General features: G+C 72.3%; 20 protein-coding genes. 4 read left to right on the top strand and 16 right to left on the bottom strand.

The features are described 5' to 3' along the window. Positions 1–44: 44 nt before the first annotated feature. Together ABT360_RS21260 and ABT360_RS21255 are read right to left on the bottom strand one after the other, a co-directional pair. The gene (locus ABT360_RS21260; protein WP_351818591.1) at positions 45–1202 is read right to left on the bottom strand and encodes a methyltransferase; all 1158 of its coding nucleotides are present in this window, start codon (positions 1200–1202) and stop codon (positions 45–47) included. Positions 1203–1233: 31 nt separating this feature from the next. After that, positions 1234–1671 (bottom strand): GNAT family N-acetyltransferase, encoded by a 438-nt coding sequence (locus ABT360_RS21255; RefSeq protein ID WP_351818588.1) that lies wholly within the window; start codon positions 1669–1671, stop codon positions 1234–1236. A 174-nt stretch (positions 1672–1845) separates the two neighbouring features. Between ABT360_RS21255 and ABT360_RS21250 the strand changes: the two genes are divergently transcribed. Next, positions 1846–2040 carry a DUF1918 domain-containing protein gene (locus ABT360_RS21250; protein WP_351818585.1) on the top strand — a complete coding sequence of 65 codons (195 nt, stop codon included), beginning with the start codon at positions 1846–1848 and terminating at the stop codon, positions 2038–2040. Between the two features lie 24 nt (positions 2041–2064). On the opposite strand, the gene ABT360_RS21245 is transcribed toward ABT360_RS21250, so the two are convergent. Beyond that, the gene (locus tag ABT360_RS21245) at positions 2065–3348 is read right to left on the bottom strand and encodes a glycoside hydrolase family 10 protein (RefSeq protein ID WP_444852294.1); all 1284 of its coding nucleotides are present in this window, start codon (positions 3346–3348) and stop codon (positions 2065–2067) included. Positions 3349–3526: 178 nt separating this feature from the next. On the opposite strand from ABT360_RS21245, the gene ABT360_RS21240 reads away from it, so the two are divergent. Next, a complete protein-coding gene (locus ABT360_RS21240; RefSeq protein ID WP_351818579.1) occupies positions 3527–4390 on the top strand; it encodes a 3-hydroxybutyryl-CoA dehydrogenase in 864 nt (287 codons plus the stop codon). Between the two features lie 132 nt (positions 4391–4522). Next, complete coding sequence (locus ABT360_RS21235; RefSeq protein ID WP_351818576.1) at positions 4523–4780, top strand: hypothetical protein; 258 nt, start codon at positions 4523–4525, stop codon at positions 4778–4780. A 17-nt stretch (positions 4781–4797) separates the two neighbouring features. Here the strand turns inward: ABT360_RS21235 and ABT360_RS21230 are convergent, their stop codons facing one another. From ABT360_RS21230 to infC, 10 genes are all read right to left on the bottom strand, one after another. Next, a complete protein-coding gene (locus ABT360_RS21230) occupies positions 4798–5328 on the bottom strand; it encodes an NUDIX hydrolase (RefSeq protein WP_351818573.1) in 531 nt (176 codons plus the stop codon). Positions 5329–5414: 86 nt separating this feature from the next. Beyond that, a complete protein-coding gene (locus ABT360_RS21225; protein ID WP_351818570.1) occupies positions 5415–6755 on the bottom strand; it encodes a tetratricopeptide repeat protein in 1341 nt (446 codons plus the stop codon). A gap of 272 nt (positions 6756–7027) precedes the next feature. Then, entirely contained in the window at positions 7028–8086 is a 1059-nt protein-coding gene (locus tag ABT360_RS21220; RefSeq protein WP_351818567.1) for a PP2C family protein-serine/threonine phosphatase, read from the bottom strand. A gap of 151 nt (positions 8087–8237) precedes the next feature. Then, on the bottom strand, positions 8238–10766 hold the full coding sequence (gene pheT / locus ABT360_RS21215; RefSeq protein ID WP_351818564.1) for a phenylalanine--tRNA ligase subunit beta: 2529 nt from the start codon (positions 10764–10766) through the stop codon (positions 8238–8240). Beyond that, positions 10766–11905 carry a phenylalanine--tRNA ligase subunit alpha gene (gene pheS, locus ABT360_RS21210; protein ID WP_351818561.1) on the bottom strand — a complete coding sequence of 380 codons (1140 nt, stop codon included), beginning with the start codon at positions 11903–11905 and terminating at the stop codon, positions 10766–10768. The genes pheT and pheS overlap by 1 nt, the downstream gene beginning before the upstream one ends. A 139-nt stretch (positions 11906–12044) precedes the next feature. Next, a complete protein-coding gene (locus ABT360_RS21205; RefSeq protein ID WP_444852292.1) occupies positions 12045–13184 on the bottom strand; it encodes an ATP-binding protein in 1140 nt (379 codons plus the stop codon). A gap of 54 nt (positions 13185–13238) precedes the next feature. Next, entirely contained in the window at positions 13239–14093 is an 855-nt protein-coding gene (locus ABT360_RS21200; RefSeq protein WP_351818558.1) for a TrmH family RNA methyltransferase, read from the bottom strand. 101 nt (positions 14094–14194) lie between these two features. After that, positions 14195–14581 carry a 50S ribosomal protein L20 gene (gene rplT, locus ABT360_RS21195; protein ID WP_064068121.1) on the bottom strand — a complete coding sequence of 129 codons (387 nt, stop codon included), beginning with the start codon at positions 14579–14581 and terminating at the stop codon, positions 14195–14197. Positions 14582–14683: 102 nt separating this feature from the next. After that, positions 14684–14878 (bottom strand): 50S ribosomal protein L35, encoded by a 195-nt coding sequence (gene rpmI, locus ABT360_RS21190; RefSeq protein WP_041128339.1) that lies wholly within the window; start codon positions 14876–14878, stop codon positions 14684–14686. 101 nt (positions 14879–14979) lie between these two features. Then, positions 14980–15687 (bottom strand): translation initiation factor IF-3, encoded by a 708-nt coding sequence (infC, locus tag ABT360_RS21185; protein WP_351818553.1) that lies wholly within the window; start codon positions 15685–15687, stop codon positions 14980–14982. Between the two features lie 289 nt (positions 15688–15976). On the opposite strand from infC, the gene ABT360_RS21180 reads away from it, so the two are divergent. Continuing rightward, complete coding sequence (locus tag ABT360_RS21180) at positions 15977–16351, top strand: DUF1844 domain-containing protein (protein WP_351818550.1); 375 nt, start codon at positions 15977–15979, stop codon at positions 16349–16351. A gap of 87 nt (positions 16352–16438) precedes the next feature. Here ABT360_RS21180 and ABT360_RS21175 read toward each other — a convergent pair whose 3' ends face one another. The 3 genes from ABT360_RS21175 to ABT360_RS21165 are packed head-to-tail and all read right to left on the bottom strand — an operon-like array spanning position 16439 to position 19258. Continuing rightward, positions 16439–17173: an SseB family protein gene (locus ABT360_RS21175; RefSeq protein ID WP_351818547.1), complete on the bottom strand. Its 735-nt coding sequence runs from the start codon at positions 17171–17173 to the stop codon at positions 16439–16441. Between the two features lie 22 nt (positions 17174–17195). Continuing rightward, positions 17196–18371 carry a type VII secretion-associated serine protease mycosin gene (mycP, locus tag ABT360_RS21170; protein WP_351818544.1) on the bottom strand — a complete coding sequence of 392 codons (1176 nt, stop codon included), beginning with the start codon at positions 18369–18371 and terminating at the stop codon, positions 17196–17198. After that, positions 18368–19258 carry a hypothetical protein gene (locus ABT360_RS21165; protein WP_444852293.1) on the bottom strand — a complete coding sequence of 297 codons (891 nt, stop codon included), beginning with the start codon at positions 19256–19258 and terminating at the stop codon, positions 18368–18370. The genes mycP and ABT360_RS21165 overlap by 4 nt, the downstream gene beginning before the upstream one ends. Positions 19259–19322: the final 64 nt, after the last annotated feature.

Genomic DNA, 19322 nt, shown 5'->3' with positions numbered 1-19322 from the left:
CGGATTGACGCCACTGTGCGGGCGCCCCCTGGAGCACCCGGCGCCTACTTCTTCACGGCCCTCAGGACGACGAACTTCGGGCCGCTCGCGACGACCTCGGAGTTGCCGAAGATCCGGCGCAGCGTCACGTGGTAGCCGAGGTGCCGGTTGCCGACGACCCACAGTTCGCCACCGCTGCGCAGTGCCCGGCGGGCGCCGGAGAACATCCGGCGGGCCGTCAGGTCGGTCATCGCCTGGTGGCTGTGGAAGGGCGGGTTGTTGAGCACCAGGTCGACGGAGTCGGCAGGTACGCCGGCGAGCCCGTCGCCCACCAGGAACTCCGCCGCGGCGCCGGGCGCGGCCCCCGCCCGGAATGTCTCCTCGGCCGACGCCACGGCCTGGTAGGACTCGTCGGTGAAGAGCAGCCGCGCGGCGGGCTCGGCCAGTGCCACGGCGAGGCCCACCACGCCGTTGCCGCAGCCGAGGTCGACGACCCGGGCGTCGCCGAGCCCGCGCGGCAGGTGCTGGAGGAAGAACCGCGTGCCGATGTCGAGGCGGTCGGCGCAGAAGATGCCGGCGTGGTTGACGACGGTCCGGCCGGCGACGGGGGCCGGGGCGTCGTCGGGCAGGGTGTAGCGGTGCGGCCAGGGGCTGGCGGTGCGCGGCAGGGAGGGGTCCGGCGTACAGAAGATGAGCCGGGCCTTCTTCACCGCCAGGGACGTGCGGGTCGGGCCGATGATCCGCTCGAAGAGCGCCAGCGTGGAGGTGTGGATCTCCTTGACCATGCCGGTGCCGACGACGACGGTCCCGGGGTGCACGGCGGGGGCGAGGCGGTGCAGCTGGTCCTCCAGGAGCGCGAGGCTCTTGGGGACGCGGACCAGCAGCAGGTCGATGCGCTCCGGTGGGGTGTCCCGCGTCGTCAGCAGCTGTACGGAGGCCTCGTCGACGCCGTTGCGGGCGAGATTGGCGCGGGTGGCCTCGCGGGCGAGGAAGGAGTCGGTGATCTGGACGACCTGTCCGGGGCGGTGCCCGGCGAGCGAGGTGGCCAGGGCGCCCCACCGGTCACCGACCACGACCGCGGTGCCGGTGACGGGAGGGGCGGACTCCGTCAGGTGCCGCAGCAGGTACTCGTCGGAGGCGTCCCAGGCACGCAGCGGGTCGCGCGGGTCCTCGGGGAAGCGGGCGAGCTCGTACGCGCCCCATGACGTGGTCAAACGGTTCATTGTGCGCCCAGGCTAGCCGGTGGGCCGGGGGCTACGGGAACCGGAGCGCCATCCAGTGCTCCGGCACGTCCAGCGGCTGGAAGCCGATCTTCTCGTACACGCCGTGGGCGTCGTGTGTGGCGAGCATGATGCGCTTGATCCCGAGCGGGGCGAAGTGGTCGCGGACCGTCTCGACCAGCGCGGTGCCCAGGCCCTTTCCGCGGGCCGGGCGGTCGACGTAGACGTCGCAGAGCCAGGCGAAGGTCGCGTGGTCGGTGACGGCGCGGGCGTAGGCGACCAGTTCGCCCGAGGAGACTTCGTACGCGCCGAAGTTGAGCGATCCGTCGATGGCGCGGTCCTGCTTGTCGCGGCTGCGGCCGATCGCCCAGTACGCGTCGGTGGAGAGCCAGTGGTGGATACGGGCCCGGTCGAGGCGGGCCGCGTCGGTGGAGATCTCGTACGCGTCCAGGCCTGTCGTCGTCTCGTCCATGATCGGACTCTGGCAGGGCGGGGGCCGGTTGTCAGTGGTCCGTGCCACGCTGGTTGCGCCGTCAACGACCGGACACCCGGCCGGCTTCCTCCGGGTGACACGGACCACACCTGCCGACGTAGACTCCCCATACGGAACGACAAACAGGGCAAACCGTCGCGAGGAGGTCACTCGATGCACGCGACTGTGGGCGACACATTGCTGGTGCACGGCAGGGTCGTGGGCCAGCACGACAGGACCGCCGAGGTCCTCGAAGTGCTCGGGCCGGACGGAACACCCCCCTACCGCGTCCGCTTCAACGACGACGGACACGAAGCCGTGATGTCCCCGGGCCCCGACAGCGTCGTACGCCACAAGGAGCCCAGCTAGCCGAGCCGGTCCGGCCCGTGCCCGCTAGCCCGGCGGCCGGGCCGGCGTCGGGTAGTGATCGGCCACCACTCTGGCCATCGCCCCGATGCGGTCCGTCACGACCTCCTTGGCCGAGAAGAAGACATGACCGCGCACCCTCGGGTACTCACCGGCCAGGGTGAGGTGACGTGACAGCTCGGCCGGATCCTGCCAGGCGGCGGGCTGGGCGGGGTCGCCCGCCTTGTACAGCGCCTCCCCCACGTACAGCTCGACGTCCGTGCCGCGCGCCACGTCGTCCCACCACGGCACCAGCTTGGCGTAGTCGGCGGCGGCGAAGCCGATGTGCCAGTAGAGCTGCGGCACCACGTAGTCGATCCAGCGCTCCTTCACCCACTTGCGGGTGTCCGCGTGCAGATGGTCGTACGTCTGCACGCCCGCCCGGGTGTCGGAGCCGAGCGGGTCGGTGGCGCTGTTCCGCCACACGCCGAACGGGCTGATCCCGAACCGTACGTCCTTGTCGATCTCCCGGATCCGCTCGGACATCTCCCGCACCAGCCGGTCGATGTTGTCGCGCCGCCAGGCGGCCTTGTCCGGGAACCCCTCACCGTGCGCGGCGTAGGTGTCGTCGTCGGCGAAGGTCTGGCCGGCGACGGGGTACGGGTAGAAGTAGTCGTCGAAGTGGACGGCGTCGATGTCGTAGCGGCGTACGGCGTCGAGCATCGCGTCCTGCACGAAGCTCCGCACCTGGGGCAGCCCCGGGTTGTAGTAGAGCTTCCCGCCGTACGGAAGCACCCAGTCCGGGTGGACGCGGGCGGGATGCCCCTCGGCGAGCCTCGCCGGATCCGTGTGGTTGGCCACCCGGTACGGGTTGAACCAGGCGTGCAGCTCCAGGCCGCGCGCGTGCGCCTCGGCCACGGCCGTGCCCAGCGGGTCCCAGCCCGGGTCCCGGCCCTGTACACCGGTGAGGAACTGCGACCACGGTTCGTACGGCGACGGCCACAGCGCGTCGGCGGTGGGCCGGACCTGGAAGACCACCGCGTTCAGCCGCCGCTCGACCGCCGTGTCGAGGAAGGCCAGCAGCTCGGCGCGCTGCTGCTCGGCCGACAGGCCGGGTTTGGACGGCCAGTCGCGGTTGGCGACGGTCGCCAGCCACATCCCGCGGAACTCCTTGCCGACGGCCTTCCGGCCCTTCCTCTTCTCCCGCTTCTCCCGCTTCCCGCGGTCCTGCCCGTTCTCGCGGTCAGGTCGCGCCGCCGCGCCCGCGTCCGCCATAGCCCACAGCGACGCCGCCGCCCCGACCGCTGCCGCCGCCAGGCTTCGTCTCCCGATATGCCGCATTCATATGCCCCTTACAGGTCGGTTGCTCCTGGTGTCTCCCTGTCCTCGCAGAGCATGCCCGCCCCGGACCGCCCTCCACCCGTGCGAACGGAGTAACGTCGGGGGGTCGAGGCGGGCGCCGGAATCACACGGGGGACCTGCCGCATGGAAGATCAGCGAAAGGCACGATGTGACCGACATCGAACGCGTCGGAGTGGTGGGCTGCGGCCAGATGGGCGCGGGCATCGCGGAGGTGTGTGCCCGTAGCGGCCTGGAGGTCAAGGTCGCCGAGACCACCGGCGAGGCCCTGGAGATCGGCCGTACCCGGCTGTACAACTCGCTCTCCAAGGCCGCCCAGCGCGGGAAGATCACCGAGGAGGAGCGTGACGCGACGCTCGCCCGGCTCAGCTTCACCACCGACCTCGGCGAGTTCGCGGACCGTGACCTGGTCGTCGAGGCGGTCGTCGAGAACGAGCAGGTCAAGACCGAGATCTTCCAGGTTTTGGACCAGGTGGTGACCCGCCAGGACGCGATCCTCGCCTCCAACACCTCCTCCATCCCGCTGGTGAAGCTGGCCGTGGCGACGTCCCGCCCCGACCAGGTCATCGGCATCCACTTCTTCAACCCGGCCCCGGTGCAGCAGCTCGTCGAGCTGATCCCGGCGCTGACCACCTCCGAGGGCACGATCAGCCGCTCCCAGGCCGTGGTCGAGAAGGTGCTCGGCAAGCACGCGATCCGCGCCCAGGACCGCTCCGGCTTCGTGGTGAACGCGCTGCTGATCCCGTACCTCCTCTCCGCGATCCGGATGTTCGAGTCGGGCATCGCCAGCCGCGAGGACATCGACAACGGCATGGAGATGGGCTGCGCCCACCCGATGGGCCCGCTCAAGCTCGCCGACCTGATCGGCCTGGACACGGTCGCCTCGGTCGCGGACTCGATGTACGCCGAGTACAAGGAGCCCCTGTACGCCGCTCCCCCGCTGCTCCAGCGCATGGTGGACGCCGGACGCCTGGGCCGTAAGACGGGCTCCGGCTTCTACCCGTACGGGTCGTAACGGAGCGCGACGAACTTTCGCACGGGGTGTGCGGAGCGTGTTCGCATATGCCCTGCGCACACGCTCCCTCCACCCCGCCTCGGGGAGTTGACTCGGTTCCGATCAGACAACGAAGAGGAGGAGCGGAGAACCGTGACCACCGACCCCGAACACTTAACCGCCGTCGAGGAGTTCGCAGAGCTGCGCCGCTGTCTCGACGTCGGGCTCGCCCGGATCGACGGGCAGCTCGCGCTGCTCGCCCAGCGCCACGGCCAGATCGACCGTGATCTGACCGATCTGGCCGCGCGCGTCGCGGCACTGGAGCAGGCCAAGTGGCCGCTGCCCGCCGTTTCCGCGTTCACCGCCGTGGGCGCCTTCGCGGTGGCGGTCTGGCAGGCACTCGGCAACTGATCGACGCGCGATCCGCGTCAGCCCAGCCGGAGATGGTGCAGCATCAGCAGCCCGGCCGCCATGTTGGCGGCCGGGACCTCTCCCCGGGCGATCATGTCCGGGACCAGTTTCAGGGGTATCCATTCGCGGCGGGACGACTCGAAGTCGTCCTCGGGATGGCCTGTGTACGTCGCGTCCTCCGCCCAGTACAGGTGGTGGCGGGCGTCGGTCAGGCCGTTGGACGGCTCGACGGTCAGGAGGTGCTGCAGCGGCCCCGGGCGCCACCCCGTCTCCTCCTCCATCTCGCGGGCGGCCGCGGCGGCGATGTCCTCGCCGTCCTCGACCACCCCCGCGGCGAGCTCCCAGCCCCAACTGTCGGTGATGAAGCGGTGCCGCCACAGCATCAGCACCTCGTTGGCCTCGTTGACGGCGGTCGCGACGGCCACCGGGCGGAGCCGGATGAGGAAGTGGTCCAGGTGCCGGCCGTCGGGGAGTGCGACATCCGCCAGGTTGACCTTGAACCAGCGGTTTTCATAGATGGTTTGTTCGCTCAGGTTCGTCCACTGCACTTTTCTGCCACCTTCCGACAAGTAGATGGCAATATCGCAGCAGGCCTACGGAGCCGACGGAACGTCGCACCGGAAGCACGGCAACATCACAGCGGCACGCGCAAGGCCCCGTCGATGAGGTCGGCCGCCTCCTCCGCGTCGCTGCACCCGCTCGCCACCAGGTGCTCCCGCACCTCCCGCAGCCGGTCACGCAACCGCTGCGACTCCATCCCCCGCGCCCGCTCGGCCATCTCGACCGCCGTGCGCGCCGCCCGGTCCGCCTCGCCCTGCCGCAGCTCGATCTGGCTCAGCATGGCGAGCCGGTGGACCCGCCCCCGGTCGTGCGCGGGGGTACGCACCGCGGCCGCGGCGTGCTCCCGCGCGCCTTCGAGGTCACCCAGGCTCAGCAGGGCTTCGGCGACCTGCACATTGACCAGCCCCGGCTGCACGTAACCGGTCTCGTCCGGCTCGTGGCCGGGCCGGATGCGCTCCGCCTCCGACTCCGCGCGACGGATGCATCTCAGCGCGCCGGACCCGTCGCCGAGGTGGGCGTACGCCTTGGCCTGCATCGCGTACAGGTCCGCTGCGAGCGCCGGGGTGATCTGCTCCCCCGCGGTGCGCAGCGCCGCCTCCGCGAATGCCACCGCCTGCCGGTACTCCCCCATGAACAGCGACTGGTTGACCAGCAGGGCGATCACATAGGCGCCGAGCCCCCGGTCCCCGCTCGCCTTCGCCAGCCGCAGCGCCTGGTGGAAGTAGCGCTGCGCGAGCCCGTGCGCGTCCGAGTCGTACGCGCAGATACCCGCGACCGCCACCAGCCCGCCCGTCGCGCGGTGCAACTGGCGGCCCAGGGCGTCGGTGTAGCCGCCGCGCAGCAGCGGCGCGGTCTCCGTGTTGAGGAAGCCGACTATCCGGGCGCGGGTGGCGATCCCGCCCGCCCGTCGGTACATCAGCTCGTAGTGGGCGCGGGCCGCGCGGAGCATGGTGATGTCCGACATGCTGACGCGGGTCTGGCCGTCGCGTGAGACGTCGGCGTCCTCCGGGGGGTTCTCCCACTCCCACACGGGCATCACGGCGGGCGTGCCGGTGACCGCGGGGGCGCCCAGTATGTGCGGTCGCTGCTGTTCGTCGGAGCGCCACAGGGCGGTGGCCCGCTCCACGAAACCGGACAGCGGTGAGCCGTGGGCAACGGCTGCCTCGCCGGGGACGCCCAGTCCGATGTCGTCGAGGGTGACCGGCCGGTGCAGCCGGGCGCCCAGCACCTCGCAGATCAGGTCCGGCACCTGGCCGCGCGGCCGCTGGCCCTTCAACCAGCGGGCCACCGCCGTGTGTTCGTACCGCAGCGCCAGGCCTCTCGCCCGGCCGGCCTGGTTGACGTGAGCGGCCAGGCCCGCGTGCGAAATCCCCGCCTCGTCGAGCAGGGCGTCGAGCAGGGTATTGGGCTGCATGGTGCCCCTCCGGTGACTCGGTGTGCCCAGACTAGTGGAGCCGGGTTCGCACGGGGTGTGAACGGAATGCCCGTATCCGTGCCCCGCGCGCTCTGCCGCCATGCCCCCGGCGCCTGTTGACTGGGCGGTCTCTCACAGAGGCGGCCGGGCCGCCGGCTCCCCCCTCGTACAGTGCGGCGGCCCGATGAAGCGCCGTCCGTCCTGCCTGATCTGCCCGACACTCCGCGGCAGGCGGACGGCGCCGGCCGCACCGCCCATGTCCGTACCAGCCGCTACCGATTGGAGGGTGCAGGGCGGGTGCGACGCAGACCGGGGTCCGCGGACTGCGCCGGCACCCGGGAACGGTCGTTGCGCACGACCATCAGGGCCACATCGTCGGTGAGCCGCCCGCCGGTGTGGCGCAGCAGCGCCGAGTGCACCCGGTGGATCAGGGCCGCCGGGTGCACCGGCGCCTCCCGCAGCGCCTCGGTGAGCACGTCCTGGAGCCCGAAGAACCGCCCCGAGGCGTCCCGCGCGTCCTCCGCACCGTCCGTGTACAGGAACAGCGCCTCGCCCGGCAGGAGCGTCACGCACCGCTGCACGGGCAGCTCGTCCGGCAGCGGAAAGGCACCCAGCGGCGGCAACGGCTCCGCGGCCGCGACCGGTTCGGCCCCCGCACCGCCCAGCCGGTAGGGCCACGGATGCCCGCAGTTGAGGGCCATGACGGCACCGTCCCGGCGGATCTCCAGCAGCAGTACGGTGACGAACTCCTCCGCCGACGGGCTGTCCGGATCCCACCCGCCCGACGCCGGGTGCTCCTCCCGCGCCCGCTCGCGCAGATGCCGCCCCAGCGCCCGCTCCAGCCGCCGCCCCACGCCCCCGAGTTCGGGCTCGTCGTGCGCGGCCTCCCGGAAGCTGCCCAGCACGGCGGCGACCGCCCCGAGCGCGGCCAGGCCGTGACCGCGTACGTCGCCGATGACGATCCGCACGCCGTACGGGGTGGCGACCGCCTCGTACAGATCGCCGCCCACGGCCGCGCCCCGGGCGACGGACAGTTGCCCGGCGGCGACGGACAGGCCGTCGAGGCGGGGTGGCAGGGGGCGCAGCAGCACCTGTTGAGCGGCCTGGGCGACGGCGCGGACCTGTTTCAGCTCCTTGACCAGGCCGCACCGGATGCCCAGGACCAGTCCGGTGCCGACGGTGAAGAAGACGGCGCTGGTGGCGATCCGGGTGGCCGTCCCCTCCTGCTGGGCGATGGGGCAGGTGAGCTTCCACAGGATCGCGACACCGCCCCAGAGAGCGGGCAGGGCGAGCGGAACGAGGCGACGAACCCAGGCTCGCGTACGCAGCATGCGGACCGCCCTTCTCCAGGCCCCTCCTCGCGGTCGGGACGATTGTGTCGATCGTCCATGGCAAGGGGGAAAGTCCACCAGACTTCCCACTCGAACGAGTGAGGGGCACAGCCGGTGTTCCGGCCATGCCCCTCACTCGACAAGCGGCGGATCAGGCGCCGCGCAGCACCGCGCCCGTCCGCTCGGCGGCGACGGCCACCGCGGCGTCACGGGCGGCCGAGGCCTCCTCGACGGTCAGCGTGCGGTCGGCGGCGCGGAAGCGCAGCGCGTACGCCAGGGACTTCTTGCCCTCGCCGATCTGCTCGCCCTCGAAGACGTCGAACAGCCGGATGGACTCCAGCAGTTCACCCGCGCCTTCCCGCAGTGCCTTCCCGACCTCGGCGGACGGCACCTGCCGGTCCACGACCAAGGCGACGTCCTGCGTGGCGACCGGGAACGACGAGATCCGCGGCGCGCGCACGACACCGGCCGAGGCCTGCTCGACCAGGTCGAGGTTCAGCTCCATCGCGCACGTACGGGCAGGCAGGTGCAGCGCCTTGACGACGCGCGGGTGCAGCTCACCGGCGTACCCGACGACCTGCTCCTCGCCCTCCACCACCACGGCGAGCTCGGCGCAGCGGCCCGGGTGCCACGGACCGTACTGGCCCTGGCGCACGATCAGCTCGGCGCCGGTCTCGCGGGCGACGGTCCGGGCGGCCTCGACGGCGTCGGCCCAGTCGGACGGGCGGCCCTTGCCCCACCAGCCGGCCTGCTCGCGCGCCCCGGCGAGGACCACGGCGGCGTGCCGCGGCTGCTCGGGCAGGACGGCGTTGACGCCGGCGATCTCCTCGTCGGTGGGGCGCCGGTCGACGGGCAGCCGCACCGCGACGCCCGGCTCCGCGGCGGCCCGGAAGACCAGGCCGGTCTCGAAGAGCGCCAGGTCGTGGCTGCCGCGGCCGTCGTTGCGGCGCAGCGCGCCGAGCAGGCCCGGCAGCAGCGCCGTGCGGAGCGCGGGCTCCTCGTCGGAGAGCGGGTTGACGAGCTTGACGACCTGGCGGCAGGTGTCGTCCGCCGGGATGTCGAGCTGGTCGAGGACCTGCTCACTGATGAACGGGTAGTTCAGCGCCTCGACGTACCCGGCGCCGGCCAGGGCGCGGCCCACGCGGCGGTGGGTGCGCTGGCGCTCGGTGAGCCCGCGGCCGGCCGGGGGCTTGGGCAGCGTGGAGGGGAGGTTCTCGTATCCCTCCAGCCGGATGACCTCTTCGGCGAGGTCGTTCGGCTCGTTCAGGTCGGGTCGCCAGGACGGGACGGTGACGATCAGCTCGTCCTGCCCGTACACGTCGCAGCCGACCTCCTGGAGGCGGCGGACGACGGTCTCGCGCCCGTACGTCACGCCCGCGACGCGGTCCGGGTGGTCGGCGGGCATCGTGACCGTGCGCGGCGCGGACGGCGCGACGATCTCGGTGACGCCGGCCTCGGCGGTGCCACCCGCGAGGAGGACCAGCAGGTCGACGGTGCGCTGCGCGGCAGCGGCGGCGGCCTGCGGGTCGACGCCGCGCTCGAAGCGCTTGGACGCCTCGGAGGACAGCTTGTGGCGGCGCGCGGTGCGGGCGATGGAGATCGCGTCGAAGTGCGCGGCCTCGATGACCACCTCGGTGGTGCCCCGCACCTCGCCCGTCTCGGGGTCGGTCTCGGAGTCGGCGATCTCGGTGTTGGCGCCGCCCATGACGCCCGCGAGGCCGATGGGGCCGCGGTTGTCGGTGATGAGCAGGTCGGCGGCGTCGAGGACGCGGACCGTGCCGTCGAGGGTGGTGATCTTCTCGCCCGCTTCGGCGCGGCGGACCCCGATGGGGCCGTCGAGCCGGGAGCGGTCGTAGGCGTGCAGCGGCTGGCCGAGCTCCAGCATCACGTAGTTGGTGATGTCGACGGCGAGCGAGATCGGGCGCATGCCGGCCTTCTGGAGGCGGCGCTTGAGCCAGATCGGCGAGTGGGCCTCGGGGTCGAGGCCGACGACGGTGCGCGCGGTGAAGCGGTCGCAGCCGATCGGGTCGGAGACCTTGACCGGGTAGCCGTACGAGTTGGGCGCGGGCACGTCGAGGAGCGCCGGGTCGCGCAGCGGCAGCCCGTACGCGATGGCCACCTCGCGGGCGATGCCGCGCATCGACAGGCAGTAGCCGCGGTCGGGCGTGACGGCGATGTCGAGGACCTCGTCGTACAGCTCCAGCAGCTCGGTGGCGTCGATGCCGACCTCGTACTCCGGCGGCAGCACGATGATGCCGTGGGAGCCGTCGTCGCCCATGCCCAGCTCGTCGCCGGAGCAGATCATGCCGCGCGAGACCTTGCCGTAGGTCTTGCGCTCGGCGATCCGGAAGTCGCCGGGGAGGACGGCGCCGGGCAGGGCCACGACGACCTTGTCGCCCTCGGCGAAGTTCCGGGCGCCGCAGATGATCTCCTGCGGCTCACCCGTCCCATTGGCGTCGCCGACGTCGACGGTGCAGAAGCGGATCGGCTTCTTGAACTCGGTGAGCTCCTCGATGGTGAGGACCTTGCCCACCACGAGCGGGCCCGTCAGGCCGGCGCCGAGCTGCTCGACGGTCTCGACCTCCAGCCCGGCCGACACCAGTTTGGCCTGTACGTCACGGCCGGTCTCCGTCGCCGGCAGGTCGACGTACTCCCGCAGCCACGAAAGCGGGACCCGCATCAGATCTCCATCCCGAACGGCCGGGTGAACCGGACGTCACCCTCGACCATGTCTCGCATGTCTTCGACGTTGTGGCGGAACATCAGCATCCGCTCGATGCCGAACCCGAAGGCGAATCCGCTGTACTTCTCGGGGTCCACGCCACAGGCGATCAGCACCTTGGGGTTGACCATCCCGCAGCCGCCCAGCTCGATCCAGCCCTCGCTGCCGCAGGTGCGGCAGGGCCGGTCGGCGTTGCCGACGGACTCGCCGCGGCAGACGTAGCAGAGCATGTCCATCTCTGCGGACGGCTCGGTGAACGGGAAGAAGTTCGGGCGGAGCCGGGTCTTCATGTCCGAGCCGAAGAGCGCCTGGACCATGTGGTCCAGCGTGCCCTTGAGGTCCGCCATGGTCAGGCCCTCGTCAACGGCGAGCAGCTCGATCTGGTGGAAGACCGGGGTGTGCGTGGCGTCGAGCTCGTCGGTGCGGTAGACGCGGCCGGGACACACGACGTACACGGGCGGCTCGCGGTCGATGAGCGTGCGGGCCTGCACCGGGGAGGTGTGCGTGCGCAGCACGATGCCGGACTCGTCGCCGGAGGTCGCCTTTCCGTCGGGGGAGGTGCCCTCGACGAAGAAGGTGTCCTGCATCTGGCGCGCCGGGTGGTCCGGTACGAAGTTCAGGGCGTCGAAGTTGAACCACTCCGCCTCGACCTCGGGGCCTTCGGCGACCTCGTAGCCCATGGAGACGAAGACGTCCGCGACGCGCTCCATGAGGGTGGTCAGCGGGTGGCGGGCGCCGGCCGGGGTGCGGTCGTGGGGCAGCGTGACGTCCACCGCCTCCTCGACCAGCACGCGTGCGTCGCGCTCGGCCTCCAGCTCGGCCTGGCGGGCGGCCAGTGCCTTGTTCACGGCACCACGGGCCTGGCCCACACGCTTGCCGGCCTCGGCCTTGGCGTGCGGCGGCAGGGCGCCGATCTCCCGGTTGGCGAGCGCGAGCGGCGAGGCGGGGCCGGTCTGCGCGACCTTGGCCTCGTGGAGCGCGTCGAGGTCACCGGCGGCGGCGAAGGCGGCGAGCGCCTCGTCCCGCATGCGCTCGATCTCTTCCGGTTTCAGTGCCTCGACCTCGACTGGGTCGTACGACTTGTTCGGTGCCGACATCTCTTCCCGTACTTCCGATGGGCTGGCTGGGGCCCCCGCTCGACGACCGAGGACGCAAAGGTGCCAAAGGACGAGTCTAACGGGGTATGGGCAGGCGGATGAGCCGCGGATCAGCCCGTGGACACGCGCGAGGCCCTCGCTAGGCGAGATAGGCCGGGGCGCCCACGGGCAGCGTAAATCGGAACTGGGCCCCGCCGGCGGGCCCGCGGCCGACGGTGATGGTGCCGCCGTGCGCCTCGACGATGCCCTTGACGATGTACAGGCCGAGGCCGGTTCCGCCGCGCTTGCTCCCCCGCCAGAAGCGGGTGAAGACACGGCCCATCGACTCCTCGGGGATGCCGGGGCCTTCGTCGCTCACGGTGACGGCCGTTCCCTTCTCGTCGTCGTGCGGGCCGGTGGGTGCCACCTCGATGGTGACGGTTCCCTCGCCGTGGCGCACCGCATTTTCGAGCAGGTTGCCGAGGACCTGGTCGATCTTGTCCGGGTCTGCCCAGAGATCGGGCAGCGGGCGGCGTACGCGGACGAAGAACCGGTCCGGCGACTGGCCGCGGGCGGTGTGCGCCTGGATGTGGCGGCCGATGGCGGCGGCGATGTCGACGGGCTGGCGGCGCACCTCGAGGCGGCCGGAGTCTATTCGGGAGATGTCGAGGAGCTCGGCGATCAGCCGGGTGACGCGGTTGGCGTCGGCGTCGACGGTCTCCAGCATCAGCCGCTTCTGGTCGTCGGTGAACCGCTCCCACTTGGCGAGCAGGGTCGCCGTGAAGCCCTTGACGGAAGTCAGCGGGGAGCGCAGCTCGTGGGCGACGGTGGCGATCAGCTCGGCGTGGCTGCGCTCGGTGCGGCGCCGCGCCTCGGTGCCCCGCAGGGTGACGACCACCTTCCGTACGGGGCCGAGGGGCTCCTCGCGCACGTACCGGGCGGCGACGAGGACCTCCCGGTTGCCGGGCAGCAGCAGGTTGCGCTCGGGCTGTCCGCCCCGGATGGCGAGTCCGCCGTACGGGTCGGTCAGCGACCACCAGCGCCTGCCCTTGAGGTCCTCCAGCGGCAGCGCCTGCTCCAGGGGCTGCCCGAGCGCATCGGCCCGGGCGACGGCGGTGAGGCGTACGGCCGCGGCGTTGAAGCACACCACCCGGCCGTCCTCGTCGGCGACGACGAGCCCGTCGGGAAGGTCGTCGGGGTCGATCATCCCGGGCACGCCGGTACCGGACGCACCGGGAGCGGCGGACGCGCCCACTAAGGCGCCCTTGCGCGCCGCGGGCCTGCTGGTGCCGACCGTCATCCCCTTCTCCCACCCCTCCGTGTCACGCAGTGGGCCCCCGAGCCCGTCACCCTACTAGCTGGAGGTGACGGAGCGGCACCCTCCGGCAGCACGCTGCGCACGCGCGGAGCCGTACAGACATACGGCTGCCGCGGTCGCCAGGTTCAGGCTCTCGGCCTTGCCGTGGATCGGCACGCGCACCACGGCGTCCGCGAGGGCGCGCGTCTCCTCGGGCAGACCCCACGCCTCGTTGCCGAAGATCCAGGCGGTGGGCCCGCCCATGGTGCCCGCGTCGAGCTCGGCGTCCAGGTCGTCCTCGCCCGCCCCGTCGGCGGCCAGGATCCGCAACCCCGCGCCCTTCAGCCCGGCGACGGCCTGCTCGACGGGGACGCCGACGGCGACCGGGAGGTGGAAGACGGAGCCGACGGAGGCGCGCACGGCCTTGGGGTTGTAGAGGTCCACGGAGGCATCGGTGAGGACGACCGCGTCGGCGCCGGCCGCGTCGGCGCACCGCAGCACGGTCCCGGCGTTCCCGGGGTCGCGTACGTGGGCGAGGACGGCGACGAGCTGGGGCCGGTTCCTGAGGATCTCCTCGAACGGCGAGTCCAGGAACCGGCACACCCCGAGCAGTCCCTGCGGGGTGACGGTCTGCGAGACCTCGGCCAGCACGGCGTCGGAGGCGTGGTGGACCCGGGCGCCGGTGGCGCGTGCGGCCTCCACGATGTCGGCGTACCGCTCGGCGGCCTCGACGGTGGTGAACAGTTCCACCAGGGTCGGCTCCCCGCCGCTGCGGTGGGCGGCGGCCTCACGCACGGCCTGGGGGCCCTCCGCGATGAACCGGCGCTCCTTGCCCCTGAAGTTGCGCTTGGCGAGCCGCCGCGCCGCGATGACGCGCGGGGAACGGGGGGAGATCAGCTCAGGGGTGCCCATGGTGGTCGGCGGCTCTCTTCTCGTACGCACGGGGGTTGAACAGACCGGACCCGCAGGCTCGGGGCCTGCGGGTCCGGAGGGAAGAACTGCGGCCTGGGAGATCAGGCAGCGGCCTTCGGGGCGTTGACGTCGCTCGGGAGCGCCTTCTGGGCGACCTCGACGAGCGCGGCGAACGCGTTGGCGTCGTTGACCGCGAGCTCGGCCAGGATCTTGCGGTCCACCTCGATGTTGGCGGCCTTCAGACCCTGGATGAGGCGGTTGTACGTCATGCCGTTGGCGCGGGCAGCGGCGTTGATGCGCTGGATCCACAGCTGACGGAAGTCACCCTTGCGCTTCTTGCGGTCGTTGTAGTTGTAGACCAGCGAGTGGGTGACCTGCTCCTTGGCCTTGCGGTACAGGCGCGAACGCTGACCGCGGTAGCCGCTGGCCTGCTCGAGGATCGCCCGGCGCTTCTTGTGGGCGTTGACTGCCCGCTTGACGCGTGCCACTTGTTAACTCCTTGTAGCGGGGCCGTGGTTGGACTCACACGACCCGGAAACGATATGGGTCCCGGTGTCGGGCTGCCCCCGTCGTCCGGGGGCGGAGGTCAATCAGATGCCCAGCATCTTCTTGATCTTGGCGCTGTCACCCGGGGCCATCTCGGCGTTGCCGGTGAGGCGACGCGTCAGCTTGGACGACTTGTGCTCGAGCAGGTGGCGCTTGCCGGCGCGCTCGCGCAGGATCTTGCCGGAGCCGGTGACCTTGAAGCGCTTCTTGGCACCGGAGTGCGTCTTGTTCTTCGGCATAGCGCCGTTCTCTCCTCGTCAGTGGCGCTCCCAGCCGGTCCGGGGACCGGCGCGCGGGAGCGTCAGATGTGTCGGTTGAATCCTGGGCGGGTGCCCGGGAATCAGGCCTCGGCAGCCTCGTCGGCGGGCTCGTCCGCGTGGACGGCCTCGTCCGCGTGGGCGGGCAGACCCTGGCGCTCGGCCTTGCGGGCGGCCTGCGCCTCGCGGGCCTCGGCCATTGCCTCGGTCTTCTTCTTGTGCGGTCCGAGAACCATGATCATGTTCCGGCCGTCCTGCTTCGGGTTCGACTCGACGAAACCGAGGTCCTGGACGTCCTCCGCGAGCCGCTGCAGCAGCCGGAAGCCGAGCTCCGGCCGGGACTGCTCGCGACCACGGAACATGATCGTGATCTTGACCTTGTCGCCCTGCTTGAGGAACCGGACGACGTGACCCTTTTTGGTGTCGTAGTCGTGCGGGTCGATCTTCGGCCGGAGCTTCATCTCCTTGATGACCGTGTGCGCCTGGTTCTTGCGCGCCTCACGGGCCTTCATGGCCGACTCGTACTTGAACTTCCCGTAGTCCATGAGCTTGCAGACCGGCGGACGGGCGTTCGCCGCGACCTCGACGAGATCGAGGTCGTACTCCTGCGCAAGCTCCAGGGCCTTGGCAAGCGGGACAATCCCGACCTGCTCGCCGCTGGGACCGACAAGTCGCACCTCGGGAACGCGAATCCGGTCGTTGATGCGGGGCTCGGCGCTGATGGATCCTCCTCGGTAGCACCACGCGACCGCCTGGCGGACGGACGCGTAACGTCTGTTTAGTAAGACCAACCGCGCCGGTGCATGAAAAATGCCCCGGACGGGACACAGGCGGGGCTCCTCGTGCTACCGGAGCACCGCCACGGCGTACCGCGGGGCGCACATCGGGCGGCTCCATCGTCCGTACGGAACGATGGTCGCCACCTGACCGGTGACCCGCCGTCCCTAGGGACAGCCAGGTGGGAGATCGGAGCTTCCACTTGTGGGCCGGATCACGAGTCGTGTCCAGCCGGTCGTCACACCAGGTTACCAGCTCCGGCCGGGTGCGGCTAACCAGGACGGGCCGCATATCGTGGGCGTCATGAGTGACGCCACGCCGAGCAACGCCTCCGCCGCACAGACCACCGATTTCGAGACCATGACCCGCGACATCGCGGAGGTCCCCGCGGTCGAGGTGATCGTGACGGTCGCCGTCAACCTGATGAGCGCCGCAGCCGTCAAGCTCGGGCTCACCGAGGAGGGCGACCAGTACAAGGACCTCGACGAGGCGCGCAAGCTGATCCACGCGCTGGCCGGTCTGCTGGACGCGGGCGCGACGGAGATCAGCTCGTTCCACGCGGCACCGCTGCGGGACGGCCTGAAGTCGCTCCAGCTGGCCTTCCGCGAAGCGTCGTTCGTCCCCGACGAGCCGGGCCAGGGCCCGGGCGAGAAGTACACGGGGCCGGTCTTCGGCTGACGGGCCGGGAGCCCCGGGGCGGGCCGTGCGCGGGGGTAGGGGGGGCGCCCCCGGACGATGCGGCCACGGGGCCGGTCTTCGGCCGGGTCAGTTCCGTACGTAGAAGGGCTCGCCCGGGGGCGTGGCCGTGGCCGGCAGGAGTGCCAGGTCGAGGCCGCGCACCAGGCGGGCCCTCAGTGTTTCGTCGGCCGCCAGGGCGCGGGCGACGCGCTGGGCCGCCTCGGCGGGGGGCGCGTCCGGGGCCAGGACCAGGGCGAGGGTGCCGTCCGCGGTCCCGGGGCCGAGGTGGGCGCGGAGCACCGACGGCTCGGCCGCGATCACGGCGCGTACCGCCTCCGTGACGGCGGGGTCGGCGAGCGGGTCGGTGGAGGTGCGGCCCTCGGCGAGGGCGAGCAGCGCGGGGCCGGTCAGCTGGTACGGCACCGGTCCGGCGAGGTCCAGCACGAGGGTGTCGGCCTTCTCGTGGGCGGCGGCCTGCAGCGCCTGGTGCAGCGGTACGGCGACGGGGCGGGCGGCCGGGTCCCAGCGGGCCAGGGAGTCGAGGGACGTGAACGCGGGCAGCGCGCGGCGGTCGCCGGCGGTGAGCGTCGGTACGGCCATGTCGCTGGTCTTCTCGCGGCGCAGCCCGGTCTCCTCGTCCTCCTCGACCTCACCGAGGACGGCGACGACCGGGACGAGCAGCCGGGCGTCCTTGAGGGCCGCCAGGACCCGCGGCTCGGCGGCCCGGTCCTCGGCCCAGGCCGCGAGGGCCTCGGAGAGCCTGGGGTCGGCGGTGCCGTCGTCGTCGGAGAAACCGGGGTCAGGGATGTTCTTGAGCGCCACGCGACGAGCCTAACGGCGCGCGTCAGCGCCCGGTGGCGCGCCCCCCGCGCCACAGGACGAGCGCGGCGGCCAGCAGGAGCACGCCGATGCCGCCGGTGACGGGGGCGAGCAGACCGACGCCCTCGTCGTCCCCGGGGTCGGCCGCCGGCCCGGTGCCGAAGTACCGCTTGCCGTACCCGGCGGTGGCCGCCTTGATGTCGGCGGGGCGCAGCTTCGCGCCCGCCTCGATGGCGGCGGCCGGGTCCACCGTCCCGTACCCCTTGTCGATGTCGTGGCCGCCGCCCTCAGGGCGGTCGCGGGCGGTGTCGGTGAGCAGCTTCTTGATCTGGGCGGGGGTCAGCGCGGGGTGGGCGGCCTTGACCAGGGCGACGGCGCCCGAGACGAACGCCGACGCGGCGCTCGTGCCCCAGCCTTCGTAGTACTTGCGGTCGGGGTCGGCGATGACGATGTCGACGCCGGGCGCGCTGACGGTGGCGTACCAGCGGCTGGTGGAGAACGCCGCGTGGGTGCCGAACCGGTCGACGGCCGTGACCGCGATGACGCCGGGGTAGGCGGCGGGGTACGAGATGTGGTCGCCCTTGTCGCCGCCGTTGCCGGCCGAGGCGACGACGACGGCCCCCTTGGACAGGGCGTACTGGACGGCGGCGTCCTCGCCCGCGTCGGGGTGGGCGGACTCGCTGTCGTCGCCGAGGGAGAGGTTGATGACGTCGGCGCCCTGGTCGACGGCCCAGCGGATGCCCTGGGCGAGCGCGGTCCCGCGGGTGTTGCGGGCCTTGGTGCGGGCCGGGTCGCCGCCTTCGAGGATGACGCGGACGGGGAGGATCTTCGCCTCGGGGGCGATGCCGAGGACGCCGTCCTCGTTGCCGGGGCCGTGGCCGTGGGCCGCGATGATGCCGGCCATGGAGGTCCCGTGGCGTGCCCAGGCGCGGTCGCCGCGCTTGGCACCGAAGCCGATGAGGTCCTTGCCGGGCAGGACGTTGCCCACGAGGTCGGGGTGGGTGGCGTCGACGCCGGTGTCGAGCACGGCGACGGTGACGCCCTCGCCCTTGGTGGTGCGCCAGGCCTCGGCCGTGCGCATCGCCTCAAGGCCCCACTGCCGGGCACGGATGGTGTCGGCGTGTGCGGGGGCGGCGGGAAGCACGGCGAACGCGGTGGCGGCGAGGGCGGCGGCGAAGGCGGTACGGCGGCGGTACGTCATCGGGGCTCCTGCGTGGCCTTGCCGGTCGTCGCCGTCGTACGGAGGCGGCGCTCGATCCGGTCGGCGATGCCGTCGGCGTCATGCCCCAGCCCCGCCTGGGCGGGCGTGCTCGTCTGACCCTCGGCCATCGCCTCGGCGGCCGGCTGCGGGTCGTCGACGGTACGGCCGTCGGCGAAGCCCGTCACGGCGTAGACGATGACGGGTACGTCGGTGAGGACGCTCACCCGCCAGCTCGCCCGCTGCGCGTCGCCGAAGCCGGCGGCGACGGTGCCGGGGGCGGCGAGCGTGCGGGGCAGCAGGTCGGTGCGTTCGTCGAGGCTCTCGTCCGTGAAGCGTTGGCGCAGCGCGGTCATGCCGGGGCGGTCGGCGTCCGTGAACACCATGCCGACGGTGGTGACGCTGGTGGAGGTCGCGTCGGTGTACGTGGCGCGCAGCACCCGCTCGCAGCCGACCGGCCGCAGGGTCCTGAGCAGCAGCGGGTCCAGGGCGCCGGTGCACGGGCCGTCGGGCGCGACGGCGATCCGCGTCCAGGTCCGGTCGGCGCGGCCGGGTCCGGCGCCCTCGCCGTCGAGGGTGCGCGGGAAGAGCGTGTCGACGGGGACGCTGTGCCAGAGGCTGCGGGCCTCGGTGAAGCGGTCCGAGGTCTGGGCGGCCGAGTCGCCCACGAGCCAGGCCCCGGCGGCGGCTCCGCCGGTGAGCCCCAGTCCGAGCACGAGGCAGGCGACGGCCGCGGCCGCGCGGGCGGGGTGCCGGCTGCGGACGGGGCGGAGGCGGGTGGTGGTCTCGACGGGCGTCTCGGGCGGCATCCGGTGGGGCGGGGCGGCGTACGGGCCGACGGCATGCGGGGCGGTGGCGCCCGGGCCGGGTGCCCCGGGCCGGGGGGTCATGTCGACGGCGGTACGGACTGCGGCCAAGCCGCGACGGAGGGACAGCGGACGGATGGCCGGAGCC

The organism is Streptomyces sp. NPDC000229, assembly GCF_040300825.1.
In the GTDB taxonomy this organism is placed as follows: domain Bacteria; phylum Actinomycetota; class Actinomycetes; order Streptomycetales; family Streptomycetaceae; genus Streptomyces.
The sequence above is the reverse complement of the archived record's forward strand: the minus strand, read 5'-3'. Positions and strand labels throughout refer to the sequence as shown.